At 41.8% G+C, this 25373-nt stretch carries 27 protein-coding genes; 2 read left to right on the top strand and 25 right to left on the bottom strand.

The features are described 5' to 3' along the window. Positions 1 to 114: 114 nt before the first annotated feature. The 24 genes from VF500_RS05715 to VF500_RS05830 form a co-directional block, all read right to left on the bottom strand. Complete coding sequence (locus VF500_RS05715; RefSeq protein WP_112575925.1) at positions 115 to 663, bottom strand: inorganic diphosphatase; 549 nt, start codon at positions 661 to 663, stop codon at positions 115 to 117. Positions 664 to 692: 29 nt separating this feature from the next. Continuing rightward, positions 693 to 1337: a DedA family protein gene (locus VF500_RS05720; protein WP_330858749.1), complete on the bottom strand. Its 645-nt coding sequence runs from the start codon at positions 1335 to 1337 to the stop codon at positions 693 to 695. A gap of 55 nt (positions 1338 to 1392) precedes the next feature. Further along, positions 1393 to 2775 (bottom strand): NADH-quinone oxidoreductase subunit N, encoded by a 1383-nt coding sequence (locus VF500_RS05725; RefSeq protein WP_330858750.1) that lies wholly within the window; start codon positions 2773 to 2775, stop codon positions 1393 to 1395. A 22-nt stretch (positions 2776 to 2797) separates the two neighbouring features. Next, complete coding sequence (locus VF500_RS05730) at positions 2798 to 4273, bottom strand: NADH-quinone oxidoreductase subunit M (RefSeq protein WP_330858751.1); 1476 nt, start codon at positions 4271 to 4273, stop codon at positions 2798 to 2800. Between the two features lie 25 nt (positions 4274 to 4298). Continuing rightward, positions 4299 to 6212, bottom strand: coding sequence for an NADH-quinone oxidoreductase subunit L (gene nuoL / locus VF500_RS05735; protein ID WP_330858752.1), 1914 nt, complete (start codon positions 6210 to 6212; stop codon positions 4299 to 4301). A 197-nt stretch (positions 6213 to 6409) separates the two neighbouring features. Continuing rightward, positions 6410 to 6739, bottom strand: a complete 330-nt coding sequence (gene nuoK / locus VF500_RS05740) for an NADH-quinone oxidoreductase subunit NuoK (protein ID WP_090533902.1) — start codon at positions 6737 to 6739, stop codon at positions 6410 to 6412. Then, positions 6739 to 7242, bottom strand: a complete 504-nt coding sequence (locus VF500_RS05745; RefSeq protein WP_121224156.1) for an NADH-quinone oxidoreductase subunit J — start codon at positions 7240 to 7242, stop codon at positions 6739 to 6741. Before VF500_RS05745 ends, nuoK begins: the two co-directional genes overlap by 1 nt. A 57-nt stretch (positions 7243 to 7299) precedes the next feature. Further along, positions 7300 to 7797 (bottom strand): NuoI/complex I 23 kDa subunit family protein, encoded by a 498-nt coding sequence (locus VF500_RS05750; protein WP_091217133.1) that lies wholly within the window; start codon positions 7795 to 7797, stop codon positions 7300 to 7302. A 4-nt stretch (positions 7798 to 7801) separates the two neighbouring features. After that, the gene (nuoH, locus tag VF500_RS05755; protein ID WP_330858753.1) at positions 7802 to 8845 is read right to left on the bottom strand and encodes an NADH-quinone oxidoreductase subunit NuoH; all 1044 of its coding nucleotides are present in this window, start codon (positions 8843 to 8845) and stop codon (positions 7802 to 7804) included. After that, positions 8845 to 9834, bottom strand: coding sequence for a 2Fe-2S iron-sulfur cluster-binding protein (locus VF500_RS05760; RefSeq protein WP_371825407.1), 990 nt, complete (start codon positions 9832 to 9834; stop codon positions 8845 to 8847). Before VF500_RS05760 ends, nuoH begins: the two co-directional genes overlap by 1 nt. A 147-nt stretch (positions 9835 to 9981) precedes the next feature. Further along, positions 9982 to 11340, bottom strand: a complete 1359-nt coding sequence (gene nuoF, locus VF500_RS05765) for an NADH-quinone oxidoreductase subunit NuoF (RefSeq protein ID WP_330858754.1) — start codon at positions 11338 to 11340, stop codon at positions 9982 to 9984. A 3-nt stretch (positions 11341 to 11343) separates the two neighbouring features. Then, positions 11344 to 11868, bottom strand: a complete 525-nt coding sequence (gene nuoE, locus VF500_RS05770) for a complex I 24 kDa subunit family protein (RefSeq protein WP_090533912.1) — start codon at positions 11866 to 11868, stop codon at positions 11344 to 11346. After that, on the bottom strand, positions 11861 to 13072 hold the full coding sequence (locus VF500_RS05775; RefSeq protein WP_243485797.1) for an NADH-quinone oxidoreductase subunit D: 1212 nt from the start codon (positions 13070 to 13072) through the stop codon (positions 11861 to 11863). Before VF500_RS05775 ends, nuoE begins: the two co-directional genes overlap by 8 nt. 118 nt (positions 13073 to 13190) lie before the next feature. Further along, the gene (locus tag VF500_RS05780; protein WP_330858755.1) at positions 13191 to 13694 is read right to left on the bottom strand and encodes an NADH-quinone oxidoreductase subunit C; all 504 of its coding nucleotides are present in this window, start codon (positions 13692 to 13694) and stop codon (positions 13191 to 13193) included. Next, positions 13694 to 14236 (bottom strand): NADH-quinone oxidoreductase subunit B, encoded by a 543-nt coding sequence (locus tag VF500_RS05785; RefSeq protein ID WP_091175781.1) that lies wholly within the window; start codon positions 14234 to 14236, stop codon positions 13694 to 13696. Before VF500_RS05785 ends, VF500_RS05780 begins: the two co-directional genes overlap by 1 nt. Positions 14237 to 14360: 124 nt before the next feature. Continuing rightward, positions 14361 to 14732 carry an NADH-quinone oxidoreductase subunit A gene (locus VF500_RS05790; RefSeq protein WP_330858756.1) on the bottom strand — a complete coding sequence of 124 codons (372 nt, stop codon included), beginning with the start codon at positions 14730 to 14732 and terminating at the stop codon, positions 14361 to 14363. Positions 14733 to 14911: 179 nt separating this feature from the next. Then, entirely contained in the window at positions 14912 to 16600 is a 1689-nt protein-coding gene (locus VF500_RS05795) for a hypothetical protein (RefSeq protein ID WP_330858757.1), read from the bottom strand. 16 nt (positions 16601 to 16616) lie between these two features. Next, positions 16617 to 17543: a substrate-binding domain-containing protein gene (locus VF500_RS05800; protein ID WP_330858758.1), complete on the bottom strand. Its 927-nt coding sequence runs from the start codon at positions 17541 to 17543 to the stop codon at positions 16617 to 16619. Between the two features lie 223 nt (positions 17544 to 17766). Beyond that, a complete protein-coding gene (locus VF500_RS05805; RefSeq protein ID WP_110587045.1) occupies positions 17767 to 18597 on the bottom strand; it encodes an energy transducer TonB in 831 nt (276 codons plus the stop codon). 40 nt (positions 18598 to 18637) lie between these two features. Next, on the bottom strand, positions 18638 to 19183 hold the full coding sequence (locus tag VF500_RS05810) for an ExbD/TolR family protein (RefSeq protein WP_110587044.1): 546 nt from the start codon (positions 19181 to 19183) through the stop codon (positions 18638 to 18640). A gap of 6 nt (positions 19184 to 19189) precedes the next feature. Further along, positions 19190 to 19801, bottom strand: coding sequence for a biopolymer transporter ExbD (locus VF500_RS05815; RefSeq protein ID WP_330858759.1), 612 nt, complete (start codon positions 19799 to 19801; stop codon positions 19190 to 19192). Between the two features lie 91 nt (positions 19802 to 19892). Beyond that, positions 19893 to 20729: a MotA/TolQ/ExbB proton channel family protein gene (locus VF500_RS05820; RefSeq protein WP_110587042.1), complete on the bottom strand. Its 837-nt coding sequence runs from the start codon at positions 20727 to 20729 to the stop codon at positions 19893 to 19895. Positions 20730 to 21157: 428 nt separating this feature from the next. Next, on the bottom strand, positions 21158 to 21493 hold the full coding sequence (locus VF500_RS05825; protein ID WP_330858760.1) for a translation initiation factor: 336 nt from the start codon (positions 21491 to 21493) through the stop codon (positions 21158 to 21160). 5 nt (positions 21494 to 21498) lie between these two features. Further along, positions 21499 to 22386 (bottom strand): diacylglycerol kinase family protein, encoded by an 888-nt coding sequence (locus VF500_RS05830; RefSeq protein ID WP_330858761.1) that lies wholly within the window; start codon positions 22384 to 22386, stop codon positions 21499 to 21501. 216 nt (positions 22387 to 22602) lie between these two features. Between VF500_RS05830 and metK the strand changes: the two genes are divergently transcribed. Continuing rightward, on the top strand, positions 22603 to 23853 hold the full coding sequence (metK, locus tag VF500_RS05835) for a methionine adenosyltransferase (protein ID WP_330858762.1): 1251 nt from the start codon (positions 22603 to 22605) through the stop codon (positions 23851 to 23853). A 236-nt stretch (positions 23854 to 24089) separates the two neighbouring features. Here metK and VF500_RS05840 read toward each other — a convergent pair whose 3' ends face one another. Continuing rightward, the gene (locus tag VF500_RS05840; protein WP_330858763.1) at positions 24090 to 24266 is read right to left on the bottom strand and encodes a hypothetical protein; all 177 of its coding nucleotides are present in this window, start codon (positions 24264 to 24266) and stop codon (positions 24090 to 24092) included. A 66-nt stretch (positions 24267 to 24332) separates the two neighbouring features. Here VF500_RS05840 and VF500_RS05845 point away from each other — a divergent pair, with 66 nt between their 5' ends. Then, positions 24333 to 24851 carry a hypothetical protein gene (locus tag VF500_RS05845; RefSeq protein ID WP_330858764.1) on the top strand — a complete coding sequence of 173 codons (519 nt, stop codon included), beginning with the start codon at positions 24333 to 24335 and terminating at the stop codon, positions 24849 to 24851. Positions 24852 to 25373 lie beyond the last annotated feature (522 nt).

Here is a 25373-nt window from a genome sequence, read left to right on the forward strand (position 1 = left end):
GAACCCTTACCATGGCAAACTCCGCGGCTACGAAAAAGCCATTGAGTAAAACCAAAAATATGGTAGCGAAAATGTAAAATAAACTAATCTCGTAATGTGCGGGGTCCATTTATTTTATGATTGATACACAGGGAACGTAGACTTGTACAGCTCCAAACTCTCATTTATCACTTTATGAGCATAACGTACACCCAACAAATGTTCGATGGTTACGTTTTTACCTTCTAATTTTTTGTAGTCTTTAAAAAAGCGAACAATTTCGGTCATGGCATGCGGAGGCAATTCATTTAAGTCGTTAATGTAATTTACCGACATATCATTTTTAGCCACAGCGATGATCTTGTCATCCTGCTCGCCGTTATCTACCATGTGCATCACACCTACTACTTTGGCTTCAATGATCGACATCGGGAAAACGTCAATTGAACAAAGCACAAGAATATCCAAAGGATCTTTATCGTCGCAATAAGTTTGCGGAATAAAGCCATAGTTAGCAGGATACATTACAGATGAAAATAATACACGGTCGAGTTTTAACAAACCCGATTCCTTATCAATTTCATATTTCGCTTTTGAACCTTTAGGGATTTCAATGATAGCATTTACTACTTCAGGAATATTGTCACCTGGCGAAACCTGGTGCCATGGATGTTGAGTACTCATTTATTCTTAAATTATATAAAATTTATTAACTAATCAGTTTTTTCGTTTTTTTCAGCGAATTTCTTTTTAAGATAAGCAATAACCAGCGGAATTGTTGTAACTACGATCAATCCAAGTATGATATATTGCAAATAGTCTTTTAATTGGGGAAACCTTCTACCTAAAAAAAAACCACTTAAAGTAAATACGCAAACCCAGGTTACGCTGCCAATAAGGTTATAAATTGAAAATCTTTTAATATCAACCTTAACAACTCCTGCAAATATAGGAGCAAATGTTCTAACAATAGGGAAAAATCTCCCTAAAATAAGCGCCATCCCCCCATGCTTGTTGTAAAACTCACTGGCCAGCACCACGTAGCGGCGTTTGAAAAAGAGTGAGTCGTTTTTATTGAATAATACCGGCCCCGTTCGGTAACCGAACCAATACCCGGTAAAATTGCCTAATACACCGGCCCCAATTAACGATAGCACCAGTGTAGTTATAGAAACATCAACTTTACCCGCCGCACACAACAAACCCGCCATAAACAGCAGATAATCGCCGGGTAAAAAGAAACCAAAGAATAAACCGGTTTCGGCAAAAACAACAATAAGCAAGAGATAAAAACCACCCCTGCTTATTATGGATTGAGCGTCAGTTAAATTTTGAAGGTATTCCCAAAAACTTTCCATTCACTATATCTGTAAAACTACAAATATTATATCAATTTGCAGTTATTAATACTGATTATATGAAACGGGCTATAAGATCGGGATAAACGCCTATAAGGATTGTAGCTAAGGCCGAAACTGCAAATACAACTTTGTAGTAAACCGGCACCGTAAGTTCTGCACGTTCGCCGTCACGGAAATACATTGCTATGATAACCCTGAAATAGTAGAAAATACTAATGATAGCGTTAATTACGGCAATAATAACCAAACCGATGTGGTAACGGCTTACCGCTCCCGAAAACATGAAGAATTTACCAATGAAGCCTGCAGTAAGCGGGATACCAGCTAATGAAAGCATAGCTACCGTTAATACCAAAGCAAGGAAAGGGTTCTTTTTACCAAGTCCGTTAAAGCTTTCAAAGTTGTCGCTTCCGCTTTGTTGTTGTACCAATATTAAACCGCCAAATGCGATGATTGAAGCTATTGAGTAGGCCGTAGCATAAACAAACACCGAATTACCTGAAGCTGCACCTAATGATACAATAGCAAATAACAGGTAGCCCGCATGGGAGATACTTGAAAATGCGAGCATCCTTTTAAAGCTTTGCTGGTATAAAGCAGTGATGTTGCCTATAAATAAAGTGATGATAGTAATTACCAATAATATTGGCGTCCAGAAATCTGATAATGGCTGGAAACAGGCAGAGAACAAACGCAGGAAGGCTGCGAAACCCGCTGTTTTTACAACTGTAGACATGAACGCAGTGATCAGTGTCGGTGCACCTTCGTATACATCCGGCGTCCAGAAATGGAACGGAGCAGCACCTACCTTAAAGCATAAACCTACTATTAGAAGGGCAATGCCTGTATAAAACATCGGGTCGATATGCGGATGATTGATTACATACTCCCTGATAGCATCCATATTGAATGAACCTGATGATCCGTATAACAAAGCCATGCCAAACAGCAGAAAGCCGGTTGAAAAAGCACCCATCAGGAAATATTTTAAAGCTGCTTCGTTTGATGCAAAATCGCTCTTTTTAATACCCGCCAAAATGTATAAGCTAACAGACATGATCTCGATGCCGATAAACAACATCACCAGGTTATTAAATGACACCATGACGATGATGCCCGCTAACGAAAACAGGATAATGGCATAATACTCGGCAGTGTGCCTGCTGATCCTTTCAAAGTAGCCTTTTGACAGCAGCAGGATCAGGATAGTAGATATGATAGTAACACTTGAAAATACAACAGAAAAATTATTGAACAGCAACATGCCGGTATAAAGCGGCTGCGCGGTATCTTTTGAAGTCCATTGGCAAATTGCAAAACCTAAAGCAGCCAGTAATCCTATAACAGTAACAGGAAGCAAAGCCTTTTGCGCTTTATATAACCCTAAATACAGCAGCACTATAGGTAAAACAGATATGATGATTATAGTATTCATTCTTTTCTTTAAAATCTTAAACCTACATTGTAAACTTTGAACTTACCTGATTTACCAGTTGCGTTACCGCAGCCTCAGATATATGCAGAATAGGCTGAGGATAAACGCCTAATACAATCACCAGGACACAAATAAGGCACAACGTAAACTTTTCGGTACCGCTAACATCAGTAAAGGTTGCTGTAAGTGCATTGGTTTCGCCCTGCATTACATTTTTATACAAGCGTAACATGTAAACCGCTCCAAAAATGATGGTTAAGCCGGCTACAGATGCCAATACAAGATTTACATAGTGTTGCACGCTAAAATCAAATACACCTTTCAGTAACAGGAACTCACCAATAAAACCATTGGTAAGCGGTAAACCTACGGTACCTAATAATATAATAAGGAAACCAATTGCGAATCTTGGAGCTACCTTCGCGATACCGCCCAGCTGGCTTATCTCGCGGGTGTTTAACCTACGGCTGATAATGTCCCAGATGAAGAACATACCAACAACATTGATACCGTGGTTAAGCATCTGGATCACGGCACCCTGAACACCGGCAATATTCCAGGCAAAGATACCTGCGGCTATAAGGCCAACGTGTCCAATCGAAGAATAAGCTATAAGACGCTTACCATCTTTTTGTTTAAAGGCAATGATAGAAGCATATACCACACCGATAACACCGAGGATCAAAGCCAAAGTTTGGAAATGGAAAAAACCAAGCGGAGCGTTAGGGATCATCCAGCGGATAGCACCATAAATACCCATTTTAAGCATGATACCTGATAACATCATCGTACCGCCTGATGGCGCTTCGGTATAAGTATCCGGCTGCCAGGTATGGAAAGGGAACAAAGGCATTTTAATAGCGAAAGCCAGGAAGAACGCCCAGAAGATCCAGTTCTGGTGTTTAACATCCAAAGTCATTTTATAAAAATTGTGGATGTCGAACGTTTTGTCGGGTGATTGCAGGTACAGGTAGATAATACCCACCAGCATAAACAGTGAACCGGCAAACGTGTAAATGAAAAACTTAATGGTGATACGGATCCGGTTTTCACCGCCCCAAAGGGCGCAGATGAAATAGATAGGGATCAGCGCCGCTTCCCATCCAACGTAAAATAAAAATCCGTCGAGGGCGGTGAACACAACCAGCATACCGGCCTGCATAAACAAAATGAGGCCATAAAAAGCACCCTCGCTTTTATATTGGTGCTGATAGGTTGTTAAAATAATTAATGGTACAAGCACTGAGGTCAATAAAACCAGCACCATGCTGATCCCGTCGATACCGGCACTGAAATAAATTCCATAACTGCTGATCCATGGTGCATCAATAACAAATTGAGTTGACGCATCCGGAACAAATTTGCTTAAAAATATAAGCGCTATTACCAGTTGGGCAACAGAGAAAAATAATGCAGCATGTTTAGCTATCCCGTTTTTTAGCAGGGCAGTTATAACAGCGGCAACTATTGGCAAAAAAAGTAATATACTAACGGTCATTTTTATGTTGCTAAACGCTTATCGTTTATATTTTAGTTAATCCAAATACGCTATACAGTAATACCGCGATAATTCCCAGTACCATTATGAATATGTAGAAACCTACGTTACCGGTTTGCAGCAGACGCAGACCTTTACTGGTTTCAATTGTTCCTTTACCAATCCCGTTCACCAATCCATCAATGCCCAAACGTTCTATAATATTATAGAAGAAGTCTGAAAGCCAGTCGAGCGGTTTACGAACGATCACGTCATAAAGCTCGTCAAGGTAAAACTTGTGGTATGATAAGCTGGTCAATGCAGGGCGCTCCTCGGTATCTGCAACCGGAACGCTGCCATTTTTGGCGTATTTAACATAGGCGTAAAGCATTGCTGCTAAAGCCAACGCAACTGATGCGCCCATTAAACCCCATTCAAGGCTGGCAGACATATGATGCTCGCCCAGGATTGCGGTCGACTTAGCAAATACCGGCGCAAGGAAATGCTCCAGTTCATGATGGCCGCCCATAACTTCCGGCACACCGATCCAACCACCTATAATAGAAAGGATAGCTAAGATAATAAGCGGAACCAGTATTGTTGGAGGCGATTCGTGCAAGTGATGTTCCTGGTCATGCGTACCGCGAAACTTTCCGTAAAAAGTAAGGTACATCATTCTGAACATGTAGAAAGAGGTAAGCAATGCGGTAAATGCACCAACAGCCCAAAATACCGGGTTGTGTGCATAAGCATGCGCCAGGATCTCGTCTTTAGAGAAGAAACCAGCAAACGGAGGGATACCCGCGATAGCAACAGTACCGATCATCATGGTAGCGAAGGTAACCTTGATCTTTCCTTTTAACCCGCCCATTTTACGCATGTCCTGTTCGCCACTCATAGCGTGGATCACAGAGCCTGCACCAAGGAATAATAAAGCTTTGAAGAAAGCGTGTGTTAACACGTGGAAGAAAGCCCCTGTATAAGCGCCAACACCCAGGCCTAAAAACATGTACCCTAATTGCGATACTGTTGAATAAGCCAATACCTTTTTTATATCTGTTTGTGTTAATGCTATAAGTGCCGCGATGAGTGCCGTTGCCAAGCCTACATAAGCTATGATCTCCATCGTATCGGGAGATAAAGTGTAGAATATGTTTGAGCGGGCAATCATGTAGATACCAGCTGTAACCATGGTAGCAGCGTGGATCAAAGCCGAAACCGGGGTTGGGCCGGCCATCGCATCAGGCAACCAGGTAAATAAAGGCAATTGCGCTGATTTACCACAAGCTCCGATAAACAATAATATCGTGATTATAAATAGCGGACCAGCACCTGATTTCATGGTAGCAGCTTTTGGAAAGATCTCCGCAAACTGAATACTACCGAAAACATAAATTATAGTAAAGATGCCTAATAAAAATCCAAGGTCACCGATACGGTTCATTACGAAAGCTTTCTTGGCAGCATCTGCATAATCCGGGTTGGTAAACCAGAAACCGATAAGCAGGTATGAGCATAAACCTACGCCTTCCCATCCAATAAACATGATGAGGTAGTTTGAGCCTAAAACCAGCAAAAGCATGAAGAACACGAACAGGTTCAGGTAAGCAAAAAACTTTCCGAAACCTTCGTCGTCATGCATATAACCTATAGAATACAGGTGAATCAGGAAACCAACGCCTGTAATGATCAGTAGCATGATAGAGCTTAACTGATCGATCAAAAACGCGAAAGGGAATTTCAGCGCACCAACTGCAAACCATGTAAAGTAGTTAACGTTGATAGCTGCTCCCGTTGATTTAACCTGGAAGAAAACCGCAAGACTTAAACCAAATGATACCAGTACCAGCAAACTGCCAATAAAGCCAATTACACTTTTTGATAACGAATTACGGCCAAGTCCGTTTATAACAAAACCGGCTAACGGTAATATAGGAATAAGCCAGATATATTTATCCATGTTCGATGTTGTACGTTTTACGTGTTACGTTATACGTTTTAAATTATCAGATCCTTCATTACCAGGATTAAGTAAGCCCTTTCAAACATCTCTGTATAGTTGGGGATTGCTTCGTACCTCGCAATGACGTTTAATATTTTTTTATTCAGTCAATCATTCAATTTCGAAATCAAAACTCCGAAATCCGAAATCAAAACCTACCACTTCAACCTGTTCAGTACGTTGATATCAATTGAGTTAGTGTTACGGTAGATCATCACGATGATAGCCAAACCTACTGCAACTTCGGCAGCGGCCAGCGCCATGATAAAAAATACGAACACCTGCCCGGTAGCATCTCCCCTGTATACCGAAAACGCGGTAAGCAAAAGGTTAACCGAGTTAAGCATCAACTCAACCGACATGAAGATCACGATAGCATTACGGCGGATCAATACGCCCATTACGCCTATTGCAAAAATGATTGTGCTTAACAGTATGTAATGATTAAGCGGCACGGCGTGCATAGTATTTGTTAAACTTTCCATTATGCTGCTTTAGGTTCTTTTTCTTTAGTGGCCAATAATACCGCTCCTACCATTGCCGATAACAACAATACCGACGATACTTCAAAAGGCAATAAAAATTCGTTGAACAATACTTTACCCAGGTTTTTCACAAGGCCCAGATCGGGGTTTTGTAACAATACAGGATTTGATGTGCCTATCAGTTTAAGCGATGATGCAACAGCAACAGCTAAAATGCCGCCGCCAAAAACACCGGCTACCTTAACCATAAATGGTTTAACAGGTTCCGATTCCTTATTAAGGTTGATAAGCATCAGCGTATACAGGAATAATACAAGTATTGCCCCCATGTAAACAATGAAATTCACAATTGCCAAAAATTGCGCGTTAAGCAAAATGTAGTGTATGGTGAAAGTGAAAAAAGTAAGGATCAGATATAGGATACTATGTACCGGATTTTTGGCCGAGATTACCAATATCGAAAAGAATATGGACAAAAATGCGATGAAGTAAAATGTACTCATGTTTTTATTTACAAAATACCTTTACCCTTTTAGGCAGGGCAAAGGTATAAAACTTCTTTATTGATTTAAGGGCGCTTCTACTAATTTGTCTTTACCGTAAATAAAATCCTTCCTTAAGTAGTCGGCAGGAACAATATCACCGTCAAGATAAATAGCTTCCTTAGGGCAGGCCTCTTCACACAAACCGCAGAAAATACAGCGCAGCATATTTATTTCATAAACAGCGGCATACTTTTCTTCGCGGTACAGGTGCTCCTCGCCTTTCTGGCGCTCAGCAGCTGTCATGGTAATAGCTTCTGCAGGGCATGATAACGCGCAAAGGCCACAGGCTGTGCAACGCTCTTTACCGTTCTCATCACGTTTTAAAGAGTGCATACCACGGAAATTCTCCGAAAACTCACGCTTTTCTTCAGGATAACTGATGGTTACCGGCTTTTTGAAGAAGTGTTTCATTGTTGTGGCCAGGCCGCCAACAATAACAGGCAGGTAAGCACGCTCCAATAAAGTGAGTGGCTTAACTTCCAGTACTTTTCGTTTATTGCTTAATGATTCCATTTGATTAATATCCAAAGTGTGTAAGTAATGTGCTGCCCACGCCGGTAAGCACTATATTGGCAATAGCCAAGGGTATTAATATTTTCCAGCCAAGATCCATCAACTGGTCATAACGGAAACGCGGGATTGTCCAGCGTACCCACATGAAAAAGAAGATAGAAAAGAAGATCTTACCAAATAAAACAACAACGCCAATAAGCGGCGCAATGGTAGGGCCTGCATGTGCAGCCACCCAATCCATACCAGGGTAGTTATAACCGCCCCAAGACAGGGTAGCCATTACTGCCGATGAGATGAACATGTTGATATACTCGGCAAAAAGGTAAAAACCTAATTTCATTGATGAGTATTCGGTATGGTAACCACCTACAAGTTCAGTTTCGCACTCAGGTAAATCAAATGGAGAACGGTTAGTTTCGGCAAAGGCACAAACCAGGAACAGGATAAAACCAAGTGGTTGCCTCCAAACGTTCCAGGCAAAACCGTGTTGCTGCTCGGCAATTTCTTTAAGGCTTAAAGTACCGGTAAGCATCAGCAGCGCGATGATGGATAAACCCATCGAAATTTCGTAGCTGATATTTTGAGATGCGGCCCTGATAGCACCTAACAACGAATATTTATTGTTTGATGCCCAGCCACCGATCATGATGCCATAAACACCTAATGATACTACACCAAAAATGTACAGTACACCTACGTTGATATCGGTAACCTGCAGATCAAAAGTATGACCGCCGATTTGGATAGCTGATCCCCATGGAATAACAGCCGAACCGATACAAGCAGTTAAAATAGCCAGCGAAGGGCCAACAATGAACAGAAAACCTGTAGCATTTGTAGGAATGATCTCTTCTTTCAAAAACATTTTACCACCATCGGCAAGGGGCTGTAAAATACCCCATGGACCTGCGCGGTTAGGGCCTATCCTATCCTGGAAAAATGCAGCAACTTTACGCTCGGCATAAGTTGAGTACATAGCTACAACCAGGCTGATAGCGAAAATCACAACGATCAGTACGATCCTGAATATTAAATCGGTAGTTTCCATTATAAGCGGGTCTCCCTTTCAAATTGTTCTTTATTGGCTTCCATCAGTGCCGGGTTGGTTTTAACAACCGGCAGTGGCGTAAACTCGTAATGGTTAGCACTGATCACCGATTGGTGCGATACCTTACGCGGACCTTCAATTACCCAATCGGCAGTTTTCTTTTTGTCGAAACGGCAGGTATTGCAGATAAATTCTTCAACCTCGCCATAAACGTCCTTACGTCCGGTTACCCTGATCACGTCCTCACCTTTGTACCATAAAGTAACTTTACCACAGCATTTATCGCAATCGCGGTGTGCTTCAACCGGTTTGGTGAACCATACACGGTTTTTAAAGCGGAAAGTTTTATCAGTTAGGGCACCTACCGGGCAAACGTCGATCACGTTGCCTGAAAAATCGTTATCAACAGCTTTGCTGATATAAGTAGAAATTTCAGAATGATCGCCCCTGTTCAGGATACCGTGTAAACGGGTATTGGTGATCTGATCGGCAGTGAATACACAACGGTAGCAAAGGATACAACGGGTCATGTGCAACTGGATCTTATCGCCTATATCAATTTTTTCAAATGTGCGACGGTCAAACTCGTAACGGGTTTTAGCGGCGCCATGTTCAAAACCAAGATCCTGCAGATGACATTCGCCGGCCTGGTCGCACACCGGGCAATCAAGCGGGTGATTGATCAACAGCATTTCTACCACACCTTTACGGGCTTCAACAACCTCAGGCGAAGTAATATTTTGTACCTCCATCCCATCCATAACACCGGTACGGCATGAAGCCACCAGTTTAGGCATAGGTCGCGGGTCTTTTTCAGATCCCTTGGTAACCTTAACCAAACAGGTACGGCACTTACCGCCACTACCTGCCAGTTTAGAGTAATAGCACATAGCAGGCGGAACAATATCGCCCCCAATTTGCCTCGCGGCATTCAGGATGCTTGTTCCGGGTTCTACATCAACGGTTATTCCGTCTATTGTTACTTTCATTGACATTTAATAATAACGTCGTTTGTTAATTTCTAAAATCTCTGTTTTTAAACCGAAGTTTAAAACCGTCGTCGTTACGAGCACACTTTGCCAATACGTCCTGTATAGTTAGGGATTGCTTCGTACCTCGCAATGACGCTCTATTATTTACGCAGTCTCTACAACTTTCAAGGGATCAGCGTAATGTGCCAAACCATAGTTTCTTGAAGTTGCTTCGCTTGCGTTAGTTACGTGCCATTCAAACTCATCCCTAAAATGGCGGATAGCACTGGCCACCGGCCATGCTGCCGCATCACCCAGCGGACAAATGGTATTTCCTTCTATTTTCTTAGATACATCAACCAGCAGGTCCATGTCGCTCATTTTGCCATGGCCATACTCCAGGCGGTGCAATACTTTTTCCATCCAGCCGGTACCTTCACGGCAAGGCGAACATTGTCCGCAGCTTTCATGATGATAAAAACGGGCGAAGTTCCAGGTATTACGTACGATACAGGCATCTTCATCATAAGCGATGAAACCGCCCGAACCCAACATGGTACCGCTTACAAAACCACCATCTGATAATGACTCATAGCTCATCAAACGGGCTTCGTTATTGATAGTTTTCAGGATCAGGTTAGCCGGTAAAATCGGCACCGATGAACCACCGGCAACAACAGCTTTCAGGCGTTTGCCATTAGCGATACCACCGCAATACTCATCCGAATAAATAAATTCTTCAACAGGTACACCGAGTTCAATTTCATAAACACCCGGCTTTTTCAGGTTACCACCTGCAGAGATCAATTTAGTACCTGTACTACGACCGATACCTATTTTAGCGTACTCGTCACCACCTTCGTTAATGATAGGCACAACAGCAGCAATTGATTCAACGTTGTTAACTACCGTAGGGCAGCCATATAAACCCGCAATAGCAGGGAACGGTGGTTTAATACGCGGGTTACCACGTTTACCTTCCAATGATTCTAACAACGCAGTTTCTTCACCGCAGATGTAAGCACCACCACCCGGTTGAACATAAAGCTCAAGATCATAACCAGAGCCTAATATGTTTTTTCCTAAGAAACCTTTTGCTTTTGCTTCGGCAATGGCCCTTTCCAGGATCCTTACCTGTGGCATCATTTCACCACGCAGGTAGATATATGATGTATTTGCACCAAGCGCAAAACTTGATACGATCATGCCTTCAATTAATAAGTGAGGGATATAGGTCATCAAATAACGGTCTTTAAAAGTTCCCGGCTCCGATTCATCACCATTGCAAACCAGGTAACGTGCTACGCCTTCTGGTTTAGCCAAAAAGCTCCACTTCATACCTGTAGGGAAACCTGCACCACCACGGCCGCGCAGACCTGATTTTTTAACCTCCTCAACAATCGCTTCAGGCGACATGGTTTTTAATGCTTTCTCAACAGAAGCATAGCCACCTTTTGAGCGGTAAACATCAAATGTATTGATGCCGGGTACGTTTATATGTTCTAAAAGTAGTTTCCGTCCCATAATTTAATTCTTAGCTTTCGCTTTTAAATCGCTGATCAATTTATCTACCGATTCGTTGGTCAGGTTTTCATAAAAAGTATATTCAGGGCCAATTTGCAATACCGGTCCAAAACCACAGGCAGCAAGGCACTCCACCCCTCTCCAGCTAAATAATCCGTCGGGAGTAACTTCACCTTCTTTTACGCCAAGGGTTTCCTCAATATGATCCATGATCTTTTCGGCACCTACCAGGCAGCAACCGCTTGTGCGGCAAACTTCCAGTACGTACTTACCTTGCGGGCGTAAAAAGTACATGGTATAAAATGTAGCAACCTCATACACCTCGATAGGTAATATGCTCAAATATTCGGCAACCTTATCCATTGCAGGCGCGCTTACCCAGCCAAATTCAGCCTGTACCAGGTGAAGGATAGGCAGTAAACCCGATTTTTGTTTTCCCTGCGGATAACGGCTAACTATTTCATCAAATTTGCTGATCAGTGCCGGCGAAAATTCAACCGGTTCCTGAGCTTCGTCAACTCTAAGCATCTAACTCTCCGGCTATAACGTTTAAACTACTCATGTTAATAATAGCATCTGATAATAACATACCACGGCTCATTGGCGCATACATCTGGTAATTGATGAAACTTGGCCTGCGGAAATGCAAACGGTATGGCGAACGGCCACCGTCGTTAACCAGGTAAAAGCCCAGCTCACCATTGGCACCTTCAACCGAATGATAAACCTCGGTAGTTGGAGTTGGAATTTCGCCCATCACAATTTTAAAGTGATAGATCAAAGCTTCCATGTTATTATATACTTCCTCTTTTGGAGGCAGGTAAAATTCAGGTACATCGGCATGAAAAATGTCGCTCGGCTCTTTATCAAGCTTAGCTAATGCCTGCTCAATGATCCTTAAGCTCTGCCACATCTCTTCGTTACGAACCAAAAAGCGGCTGTATACGTCGCCATTATCACCTACCGGTACTTCAAATTCAAAGTCTTCATATGAAGAGTATGGGTTCATAGCCCTTACATCATAATCAACACCGGCAGCACGCAAAAGCGGGCCTGTCCAGCTGTAGCTTAAAGCAGTCTCCGCGGTCACGGCGGCTACATCACGGGTACGGTCAACAAAGATCCTGTTACGGTTAAACAAGCCTTCAAACTCTTTAAGAGTTTTAGGGTAGTTCTTTAAAAACGCGCGCAATTTATCAAAGGCACGGCTATTGAAATTACGCTCAAAACCACCTATACGGCCTATATTAGTTGTAAGACGCGAGCCGCAAACCTCTTCATATATTTCGTAAATAGCCTCACGCTGCTCCATCATATAAAGGAAGCCTGTAAAAGCGCCTGTATCCACACCCAATACACCGTTACAAACAATGTGATCGGCAATACGGGCAAGCTCCATTACAATTACACGCAGATAATCTACACGTTTCGGCGTTTGAATATTTAAAAGTTTCTCAACCGTCATGTGCCATCCCATATTGTTAATGGGTGATGAGCAATAGTTTAAACGGTCGGTAAGTGGAGTGATCTGGTAAAATGGCCTATGTTCGGCAATTTTTTCAAATGCGCGGTGGATATAACCAATGGTTGATACACCGCTAACGATACGCTCGCCATCAAGCTGGAGCACATTTTGAAACACACCATGGGTTGCAGGGTGTGTGGGGCCCAGGTTTAGGGTTGAAAGCTCGCTTTGCGGATCGTTATCTGTATATACAGGATGATTTTGCATCAGTATTGTTATTAGAGTCAAGAATCACGAAGTGTAGAATCAAGATAAAGACTTGTTCTGGCTTCTTAATTCTCTATTTCCTGGTTCTAAATTCTCAATTTCTTGATTCTCTATTATGTTATCTTCCGAAATAGAAATCTTTCTTGTCAACGCGGTTAGGGTCTTCCAAAGGAAACTCTTTACGCATTGGGAAAGCGGTCATATCATCTACGTTCAAAATACGGCGAAGATCAGGATGCCCATCAAAAATAACCCCGAAAAAATCGTAAGTTTCGCGTTCCATCCAGTTAGCACCGTCCCAAAGTACAGTAGCAGTTGGGATATGTACATCGGCATCGGCCAAAAACACTTTGATCCTGATACGGGTGTTGGTAGTAAGGCTATGCAGGTGGTAAATAACGCCTATTGTTTTTTCCTGTTCAGGGTGGTGAATACCTGTAATATCTGTCAGGAAAATGAATTTAAGTTCAGGGTCAGTTTTCAGGAAAGCAAGTAGATCAATGATCGTTTCGCGACCTGTTTCAACAGTAAGCAATTCATACGGCTCGCCAATAACCGTTACTGAAGTATCAAATTTATCGGCTATAGCTTTAATAAGCTGTTCGTTAGGTATCTTAGCCATTATTGAATTCCGTATTTAGCTAACAATTCCTGGTATTTAGGCTCATTTCTGCGACGCAGGGATTCCGTTTTCACCAGTTCCTGAATATTCATAAAACCATCAATAATAGCCTCTGGCCTTGGCGGGCATCCTGGTACGTAAACGTCAACAGGTATAACTTCGTCAATACCTTGCAAAACGGAGTAAGTATCAAATATACCACCGCTTGACGCGCAAGCACCTACAGCCATCACCCACCGGGGCTCGGCCATTTGAAGGTATACCTGACGTAGCACAGGAGCCATTTTCTTGGCTATAGTACCCATAACCATTAATAAATCGGCCTGGCGTGGTGAGAAGCTTAAACGCTCGGCACCAAAACGCGAAAGATCATAATGAGACGCCATGGTGGCCATAAACTCAATACCGCAACATGAAGTGGCAAACGGCAAAGGCCATAATGAATTTGAGCGTGCTATGCCTATTACTTTATCAAGCGAGGTAGCAAAAAACCCGGCGCCTTCAACTCCGGCAGGGGCATCAACTAATTGAATATCACTCATTGAACTAAATTGATAGAAAAATCACCATCCACTAAATGTGGATAATGGGAGCAAATTTACAATAATAACGATGTAAAATGTACACTATAGGCGTACAGGGACTATATTTAGAATCAATCTAAATTTAATCCCAATCTAAAGCACCCTTTTTTATTACGTAGATAAAACCCAGTAAAAGTGTAGCCATGAAAATGAACATTTCAATAAGGCCGGCAGTACCTAAAGCCTTAAAATTTACTGCCCATGGATACATGAAAATCACCTCCACATCAAACAGCACAAATAAAATGGCAACAAGGAAATATTTAATAGAGATTGGTGTACGGGCATTACCCACTACCTCGATACCCGACTCAAATGGGGTCAGTTTATCTTTTGTTTTTCTTTTAGGCCCGATTTTATGTGTTACAAACATTGTTGTTACCACAAACCCTAAAGCCACCAACATTTGAAATATGATGGGTAAATAATTAACCGGTAAACTTTGTGCTTCCATGCTGCAAATATACTAATGCCTTAATAATAAAAAAGTGCGATTTATAAGGTTATTAATCATTTCTGCAATTCATTACCAATCTTGATAACCGAATTGCCCCCTTAAATCAATTTTGTAAATCACGAAAATAAAAAAGGCCTCTTTTTCAAGAGGCCTCCTTATATCAATTAAAGTTTGTGTTATTTGCTTTTACCGGCTCCGCCTTTGCGTTGGAAGAAAGCTACCGCCTGTTTATTGGTCGGGTCACTTTCCCTGGCTTTGGTGAAGTTTTCAGTTGCTTTAGCATCATCCTTTTCTTTGAACTCATAATAAGTACCTAAGTAAGCGTAAGCGTTAGCAAGGCTCTTCTTTGTTTTATCATCAGCGGCACCTTTAGCAGTCACAAGCTCGATGTATTTTTCATAGAATGGCTTTGCAAAACCGGCAATGTTGTTACGATCTTTTTCTTTCATATCGTTAACATAAGCACGGTACAAGTAACCATCAGCAGTGGTTGGGCTCTTTTGGTTTACGTAGCTAAACGCTGAATCGGCCCTTACAAGCAATGAATCGGCATTTGGTTTCTTTTCGTCATAACCAAAGTAGTAGCTGATACCTTCGTAAAAATAGTCGGTCAATTTAACATTACGGCCGGCTTTTAAAGTAACCTGACGGTAAGCATCACCTGCTTGCTCGTATTTTTTCTGGTGATATAATGCCTTAGCAATTTCACCGTAAACATCGGTCTGAGTGCTGTCAAGCTCTAAGGCTTTTTTCAGGGTATTGATACCTACTGAATCCTGACCTACAGCCATCTGCAAACGGCCCTGGTATAAATAATCACGAGGGATTATACGTTTCGGATCAGCTTTCTGAAACCAGGTATTGATCGCAGTTAAACCATTTTGATAGTCTTTGTTTTCGAAAGCTGCATAGGCCAGATAACGATAAACCCTTGCATTGGTGCTTGCTGATTTTGATAGATCGGTTGTAACCTGCTGTAAGGTTTTGTAATCACCTGCAAGGATCAGGAAGTCGGCATAACGCATTTGCGACTCTACTGACTGATCAGTTAAGCTCAGGTATTGTTTGTAATGATCAACAGCCTCTTTGATCTTAGCTGAAGCCATTTTAGGATCAGTTAATGACCAGCGCAAATCTGTTTCAGCCCATTCGCGGTAAGCCGGGCCGTAGTTTGCATTGATAGCCAATGCATCTTTAAATTGCTGCTCAGAACCATCAAAGTTATTAGCAAACTTGTATAAAACACCGGTTGCAACTTTAGCAGCAGGATTTTTAGGATCAAGAGTAGAAGCATCTGAATAGTTTGAATAAGCTTCGTTGCTCTTTAATACCGAACGGTAAGCATCACCTAAAGCAATAAGCAGGTCAACGTCTTTTGCATTGATAGCTTTTCCTTTGGTAAGTACAGCGATAGCAGCATCTGCATCAGCAGGAGCTACTTTTTTATCGGTAGTTGTTGGCAATAAGTACGATAAACCTACAAAAGTATAAGGTTTTGCATCCTTACCAGCCAAAGTGATTGCCTGATTAAAGTTAGTTGTAGCACCAGAATTATCCTTATCTAAACGGGCAACAGCACCTAAACCGGCATAGTTTAATGCTGATTTTGGATTTGCAGCAATCCCTTTATTGAAAACGACTTTCGCCGAATCAGAATAGTCCTGTTTAATGTACACCCAACCCAGGTAAAAGAAGTTTTCATCTTTAGTTGGTTGAGTTGTAGTAAGCGTTTTGAGCATCGACTCTGCTTTCTGATATTGTTCGGCGTCAATAGCTTTTTTGGCGTCGGCAAGACTTTGCGCAAAAACTGATGATGAACCTAAAAATACCAGTCCTAATGAAGCCTTAGCTATTTTACTGATCATTTTCATCTTTATTTAGTTATAGTTTACTTTTTAAAATTATCTCTCTTGGGGGAATTGAATCAGGCAATAAACCCGATTTTAATATTATCCGCTGCCCCACATCACTCGCTAAGAACGTAACAAATCCGGCTGCTAAACCATTCTTGCTTGAGCTGTTGATCATATATAATGTTCTGCTCAAAGGATACTGTTTTAAGACAAGTGATTCCTGCGAAGGTTTAAAATATTCATTGGGATACTGCTTGTTTCCCTCATCCTTAACCCCCACGATCTTCACCCCGTCAACGTACCCTGCGTAAGCCTTTTCAGGGTTATTAAGCCAACTAAAACCAATGATACCTAAAGCATCCGGATGTTCGTTCACATACTTAATAACTTCAATATTTGACTTAAGCGCGTAAATATTTTTTTGGTTAAACGCCTTATTTCCAGAGAAGTTCTTCAAATACCTTACCAAACTTGAGTTTGGGTTATCAAAAACAATAGTTTTATTTCCGTTGCCCTGGCTGTTAAGCTCCTTTTTCAATTCGGCAACAGTAATTGAGGTATCGTTAGAGGCTTTATTGACTATCAATGTAATTGCATCAACTGCAAAAGGTAAAACCTCAACATTCAACGAACGGCGGGTAATTATATTACGTTCTGCCGTATCCAACTCACGTGACAATATGGCAACCCTTACGCTGTCATTTAACAACATATTTACAGCCTGGTTTTCTGTTTTATAAACAAATACAGGATCGGCGTTGGGGTACCGGCTTCTGTAAACATACTCTTCCTGGGCTACTATAGGCGAAAAAGATTCGTCAGCTACGAAGGTTGCCCTTCCTGTATTGAAGCCATCGGTTGGTACAGATTTTACTTGTTTTTGTTTGCAGGCCTGCAAACCGGCTATTGAAACAAATAAAACCAATACATATGCAACCTGTAATTTAATCTTCATACTGATCCTTCTTAAACAATCTTGAAAATCTTAAAATCGCGTAACCTATAATAAACGCACCGAAAAGTAAGCGTTGGTAATGTTGCAGCTGCAACGGGAGCGCATCCCAAAACATGATCATGAGACCCAAAACCACGAAGCAAATAAATGCAGCGGTTCCTAAAATAAGCAAAAACCGCCTTTTGGGCGATTTTTGCTCTTTATTGTAATTAAATGGCATTCCTTATTCTTCAGATGCTAAAGTAAAGCTGATTGGAACACTGTATTGTACACGAACCGGACGACCGTTTTGTATACCAGGTTTCCATTTTGGTGAATTTTTCAATACACGAACTGCTTCTTCGTCGCAACCGCTGCCGATGCCCCTAACAACTTTAATGTCAGTTAAAGAACCGTCTTTTTCCACAACGAATGTACAAATTACACGTCCCTGAGTATTGTTTTCACGAGCTACAGCCGGATACCTGATGTTTTTGCTCAGGTACTGACCAAATTTCTCTAAACCGCCGGCAAATTCAGGAACTTGCTCAACCGAAGTAAAGATCTGGTTAGGATCGGCTTCTACTACTTGTTTAACGTCAGAGTTACCTACCGGCTCATCAATTCTGATGTCGGCGTTAGGATCACCTTTTTGGTCTTTCTGACCTGGATCTGCCACAGCAAGTTCTTTTACTGTTGGTGGATCTTTCTCCTTAACCTCGTTATCTGGTTTTACAACCGGAGGAGGGAAACGTACCTGGTCAACCTTTGGTTTTGGTGGTTCAGGTGGCGGCGGAGGTGGTTTCTTGGTTTGGTCAACCGGTGGCGGAGGTAACAGAACAACGTCTGTTATCTTCACCTTTTGGTCTTTCTCTGGGATAAGACCTTTGATCTTGTTGATGATAGTTGGCAAAGAAACTATAAATACAAATACTACAATTGCAATAATTAATGACTTTGTTGTATTTTTTGAATTATCTTTTCTTAACTCGTAAGCGCCATAGGCCTTATTACGATTACTAAAAACAACGTCGATCCATTCCTGCTTTAGTATGTCTAATTTTGATCCTAACATCTGTTAAGGCTTTAATGGAAATTAATAACGTTATTTAATACTATTTATTATCGTTGTACAAGCCGTCTTTCTTCAACAATTCAATCTCCGGCTGTGATATATCAACAATGCCGTAGCTTTGAATATTGGCTATGTTGATCTCGTCAAGCGTACTAACCATGTTTTTATACTTTGATTTATCGCTTGGCTTAATCACAACAAACATAAATTTGCCTGTTTTTTGCTGTACTTCTTTACTTTTCTCAATTAACGTTTTACGTAGTCCGTCCGGACCAAAATTGTCAATTGTTGGCGCTGATTTTCCTGGCTCGCCAATGTACCACTCCAACTTGTCATCGCTGCCCAGTAAAATGGTCATCGAACGTGAAGCGGCAATATCCATCTGATCCTTTGTATGTTCATCTTTATCAGGCATGGCCAAGTCCATCGCTTTTGGTTTAGCGAGTGTAGTGGTCATGATGAAGAAGGTGATCAACAAGAAAGCCAGGTCAACCATCGCGGTTAAGTCGATACGGGTTGACTGCTTCTTACTGCGAACCTTCCCGCCTTTGTGTTTGCCTCCCCCGGAGGTATCTAATTCTGCCATGATTTCTTATTTTTTGTTGCTACCAAGATCTGTTATTAAACTAAACTTGTTAACTTTTTGCTTTTGCAAAATACCGATAACATCCTTAATAACCGGATATTCTTCTTTGCTGTCGCCTTTAATAGCTAAACGCAATTCTTTGTTGTGCAAAGCTTTTGTAGCTATACGGGCCTGACGGATCCAGTTGGTAAGTTCACCAGAAACAGAATCTCTCGGGATACCTGGCTGAGCGTATTTCTTTTGCTGATCAGCAGATAAAGCGATAAACTGTTTCAACTGGCTCATTGGTACACCAAATGAGGTGATAGTTGAAAACCTTGTTTGCTCTTCGGGTGTAAAGGTCATTTTGTATATTGTACCCATTTGGTTCAACATCTCCTTGCGGATATCAACACCTTCAACGCCAAAAAACGCTTTTTGTTTACCCACTGATACTGTAGCAAAATCAGACTCCGGTACCGGCTGTTGAATTGAAGATTTTGGTATATCAATAGGTACCGGATCTTCGGTTTTTACTTTTGCGGTCATGATGAAGAATGTAAGCAACAGGAATGCCACGTCACACATCGCGGTCATGTCAATTGCTGTACTCTTCCTTGGAACTTTTATCCTTGCCATATCAATTTTTTCCTCTTAAAAATATTAGTGATTAGTATTTAACTATTGCTGCCTTTACTTATTGTGCATTAAGGCATTAGCACTAATATTTTTATTTGTTTTTGTGTGATGAAGCAAATGTTTGAACGATGCTAAAGCCAGTTTCGTCAATAGCGTAGGTCAATTTGTCAATTTTTGATGTGAACACGTTGTACATAACGATAGAGATAGCAGAAGTACTGATACCGAATGCAGTGTTGATCAACGCTTCAGAGATGTGTGAAGATAGTTCAACCTGGTTAGGTACACCAGCAGTTGCTAATGAAGAGAACGCTTTGATCATACCCACAACCGTACCTAACAGACCGGTTAATGTACCGATAGATACCAAAGTAGCGATGATAGTTAAGTTTTGCTCAAGCATTGGCATCTCTAAAGCTGTAGCTTCTTCGATATCTTTTTGGATAGCTAAAGTTTTTTGATCAACGTCAAGGTTTGGTTCAGCTTCCATTTCACCATATTTTTTCAATGCTGATTTGATAACGTTAGCAACAGAACCTTTTTGTTTGTCGCACTCTGCAGAAGCACCAGCAATGTTACCAGCGTTTAAAAGAGCTTGAATTTTTCTTACGAAACCGTCAACACTACCAGTACCTGAAGCTTTGCTGATAACGATGAAGCGCTCGATAGAGAAAACGATAACCATTAACAAGAAGCCCATGATCACCGGTACGATAACACCACCACTGTGGACAGTGCCGAAAATGTCTGATGGGTAACCGTGCTCTACGTCACCACCTTTGAAGTGGCTTGGGTCACCTAAAATGAATATAAAGATTAAAGTTGTAACAATAAGACAGATCGGAATAGTTAAAGAAGCAAACATGCCCGATGCACTTGAGCTTTCTTTCTTAACAGGAGTAGTTGGTTTTGTTGGTGCGTTTGCCATTACTTTTGAATTTTTAGTTTTTGTTTTTGTTTATTTTATAAGTTAGTTAAAATGCGCTGTTTGTTGGGAATAACAAAAATAGAATTTTATTGAATTAAAAAAACCATTTATGTTATTCTTTACAATTTTTTAATACAGAATATCATTCTGCGTATTGTTGGTGATTATAAACGCAACAATACAATTTTATTGTGTGTAACCAACACAATTATTTGCAATGAAAACCATTTTTTTTAAAAATAGCAAGTGATAACATATAAAATTTGTGTTACCAAGCTAAAAATAGGTTCTTTTTTTAAAAGTTTATAAAAGGAGCCCGCTCCATTTAACTATGATGCAAGGTTTGTAACACATAGTTGTAACCTTTGTTTTAAAACCCGCATTTCAAATAATTCTGTTAAACTACGGTTTATAATGTTTATTTAATATTATCCGCCGGCTTTTTTAGCTTTATACCCGTCGGTTTGCAATAATGTTAACACTTTATCCCTGAAATCGCCCTGGATCAGGATCTCGCCATCCTTAACCGAGCCTCCAACCCCGCATTTCGATTTTAATTTTTTCCCTATTGCTTCCAGATCGGCATCGGTACCTATGAAGCCGGAAATACGGGTAACAAGCTTGCTGCCACCTTTACGATCAAGATATATTTTAAAGTTTTGCTGCTGTGGCGGCAAAGTTTCGGCCCCTCCCCCACCGTTTTCCTGGTATTGAAAATCAGGGTCGGTTGAGTAAACTACGCCTGTAAAATTTTTCTTAGCCATATTGATCAGTTTTTAAATGATGGGCCAACTATAACTTTTAATGAATTTGGCAGTATAGTAATATCTATACCGGTACCTGCCACCTGGGGCTCGCCATCCAAATGGATTGGGCCGCTATGTTCTCTTTTTATAAGGATCTGCTTGCCGCGGATAATTTCTACATACTTTGAACTTTCTGTAGCCTTAATGAGCATACGCATGCTCATCTCCGGAAACCGCCATAGCGGAAAAGGCTTTATTACGCAAACATCCAGCAAACCATCCTGTAGGCTTGCTTTGGGCGATATGTGCACATTGTTGCCGTATTGCGATGAGTTGGCTATGCTGAGCATAAATGCCTTATAATCATATTTCTTTCCGTCGATATCAATGTGATAATTCTGGGGCTGATAGCCAACTACCTCTTTTATAGATGATTTTATATAGCTGATAAAACCACGCTTTTTACCGTGCGAAAAGATCTCGCTGATGTGAGCGTCAAACCCCATACCCGCCATATTAAAAAATGCCTGCCCGTTAACCCTGGCCGAGTCAATAATTTCAGTACGGCCGGAGGCAAGGTTTTTAATAGCACTTTTTGTATCCATAGGGATCCCCAAAAACCTCGAAAGCCCGTTGCCCGAACCAAATGGCACTATTCCAAGCGATGTATCGGTATCAACAATAGCCGAAGCCACTTCATTAACTGTACCATCACCACCAACAGCCACCACGGTATCAAATTTGCCAACAGCCTCGGCCGCTATCACCCGCGCATGGGCTACGCCATCGCTAAAAGCTATAACCGGCTCCATTATACCGGCATCTACAGTATCCTTGATCAGTTCAGGCACCCCGTCCTTCTTCTTCCCGCCCGAAATTGGGTTTATTATAAATAACGCTTTCCGTTTCAACTATATATATTATTTCAATCGTCAAAAGTAAATGTATTTTCGGCTTTGTGAAATTTGTTTTATTTTTACCGCCCGAATGTGGACTGATTTAATGCTCCTTTTACGATGGGGCCGGATTGCAACCACGTAAAAAAGTGCTAAAACCATGCTTCTTTTTATCGCTCGATCCGTCTTAAAGCCCTCCCAGTCGATTTTAACTTTACTTATTTAAATTTTATGTCATATTTATTTACTTCAGAGTCTGTATCAGAAGGTCACCCGGATAAAGTGGCCGATCAGATCTCGGACGCGCTGATTGATCATTTTTTAGCATTTGATGCCGAATCGAAAGTTGCCTGCGAAACGCTGGTAACCACAGGCCAGGTTATTTTAGCCGGCGAAGTAAAATCAAAAGCCTATCTGGATGTACAGAAGATTGCCCGGGAAGTGATCAACAAGATCGGGTACACCAAAGGCGAATATATGTTTGATGGCAGCTCATGTGGCGTGCTATCGGCCATCCACGAACAATCGCCAGATATTAATCAGGGTGTTGACCGCACTGCCAAAGAAGAGCAGGGCGCCGGCGATCAGGGTATGATGTTTGGTTATGCTACTGTTGAAACAGACAACTATATGCCGCTTGCCCTTGATATAGCACATGCTTTATTAGTAGAGCTTGCAGCCATCCGCCGCGAAAATAATGAAATCAAATACCTGCGCCCGGATGCAAAATCGCAGGTTACTTTGGAGTACAGCGACGACAACAAACCACAGCGCATCGACGCCATCGTTATCTCAACCCAACATGACGATTTTGACGAAGAGCAAGCCATGCTGGCCAAGATCAAATCTGATATCATCAGCATCCTGATCCCACGAGTTAAAGCTAAATACCCTAAATACGCTCACTTCTTTAACGACGATATTAAGTACCACATTAACCCAACCGGTAAATTTGTTATCGGCGGGCCACATGGTGATACCGGCTTAACCGGTCGTAAAATTATTGTAGATACATACGGTGGTAAAGGAGCTCATGGCGGGGGTGCTTTCTCAGGTAAAGATCCTTCAAAGGTTGACCGCTCTGCTGCTTATGCTACCCGCCACATTGCTAAAAACCTGGTTGCTGCCGGTTTGTGCGATGAAGTACTTGTACAGGTATCATACGCTATCGGCGTAGCACAGCCAATGGGCATCTACGTAAATACCTACGGTACTGCTAAAGTTGAGCTGCATGATGGCGACATCGCCAAAAAAGTAGAGGGCATTTTTAACATGACCCCATACGCCATTGAAACCCGTTTCAAACTGCGTAACCCTATTTACAGCGAAACCGCAGCTTATGGACACTTCGGCAGACCAAACGAAACCGTTATCAAAACTTTTGTTGGACACGACGGCAGCAAGCTTGAGCGCGAAGTTGAACTGTTTACCTGGGAGAAGCTTGATTACGTTGACCAGGTTAAAGCAGCCTTCGGATTGTAATTTAGTTACACCTATATATAGTATACGCAATAGCGACGGGCTTACCTGTCGCTATTGTTGTTTAAGGCCTCCCTCCTACAAGGTAAACAAAGTACATTAGTCAATAATAAAATCATTGGCCCGCTCAGTTGCCGCGGGTGGCTGTTACTTTACCTTAGATGCAAAGTAACCAAACATCAAGTCAGCAGGGAGGCTTTTTTGCCGCACACCCCATCCCGATGCCCATCGCGGAGCCTTTACCCTGCAAACCGGCCAGAACCACGGGCTGCAATTATTTTGCCCCGCTGCGCCCACTCAAGCCGCTGCTTCTGCAAAAATTTGCTATGCCCTTCCCTACCCACAAACCCACCATCGTTCTGCCCGGTTTCGCCCAAAGCTTTCCTGCTGACAAAAACAGCCCCATTTGAACTCAATTCCCACTTTCCTTATTAAATTATAAATACATACATTTATAACCCAAAATCCCCCGAACCTAATTAATGCCCGCTAATACCCGGAACGCCGTAACCGCTATTCTTTATTTTGCTGTATCAGTTATGATAACAGCATGGTTCATTGAACAAAAATTCGGCTATGCGGTTACGCCCGACGCCATTTTACTATCCAACATTGTGGCTGCCTTTAAATGGGTAGTGATGGCCATTGCGGCGCTGGCTTTGCTTGAAGAGAACAAATGGGCATTTATCAGGCGTATGGCCTTCGCCTGCCTGGCCGGAAGCTGCGCCATGTTTTCCACCTACGTGTTTCGGTTTTTACCTATCAGCAGCTGGCAGCAATTTACATACGCCATGGCTTTAGCCATGCTGGTAATGACCGGATTCTTTTTTAAGGCTGTTGCAGATACCCGGCTATCGCTTAAATGGTTTGCGGTATGGATGATCCTCCTGATCATCAGCGTGATACTGCAGGTTAAAGTGGTGTTCAATTTACATCCCTCGCTTGTAACAAATGAGGTGTCCCATTTTTTTGATTCCCGAAAAAAAAGTGAAATTTCCTGACCTGGCTTCTTTTTAAAAACCGCAGGTGTTCCATTTTTTGAGAGCCGAAACGCGGAACAGCTATTTTATGAAACATATTAAAAATCAACAGTTTAGTGTTTTTATTGAAACATTGTTAAATATCTGATTATCAACAACTAAACCTTTTTGAAGTAAATTTTACCGTTTTTTAAACCGGCGATTTAACCGCGTTTTCCACCGCATATTTTTCACGTTTTTTGTTGTTTTTGGGAGATTTTTATTGAGGCCTCCAATTTTCGCAGCAGGTACTGACAAAACAGCGTCACCAATATCGCAAAAATCTACAGGTAAATTTGATCCTCGCCCAACCCTCTCCTTCGGAGAGGGCTTATGAAAATACCGATAATGAATGCGGTCAACTCACCCGGTCTGCGCTACGCTTGACCACCCTCTCTTCGCCTTTGGCGGAAAGAGGGTAAGCCCCCTCTTTTACCCTTGTAGAGAGAGGTGGCAAGCGTAACGACGTCGGGGTGAGTCGATATGATTCTACCTATTAGCTCT

Source organism: Mucilaginibacter sp., assembly GCF_036383575.1.
Lineage (GTDB): Bacteria > Bacteroidota > Bacteroidia > Sphingobacteriales > Sphingobacteriaceae > Mucilaginibacter.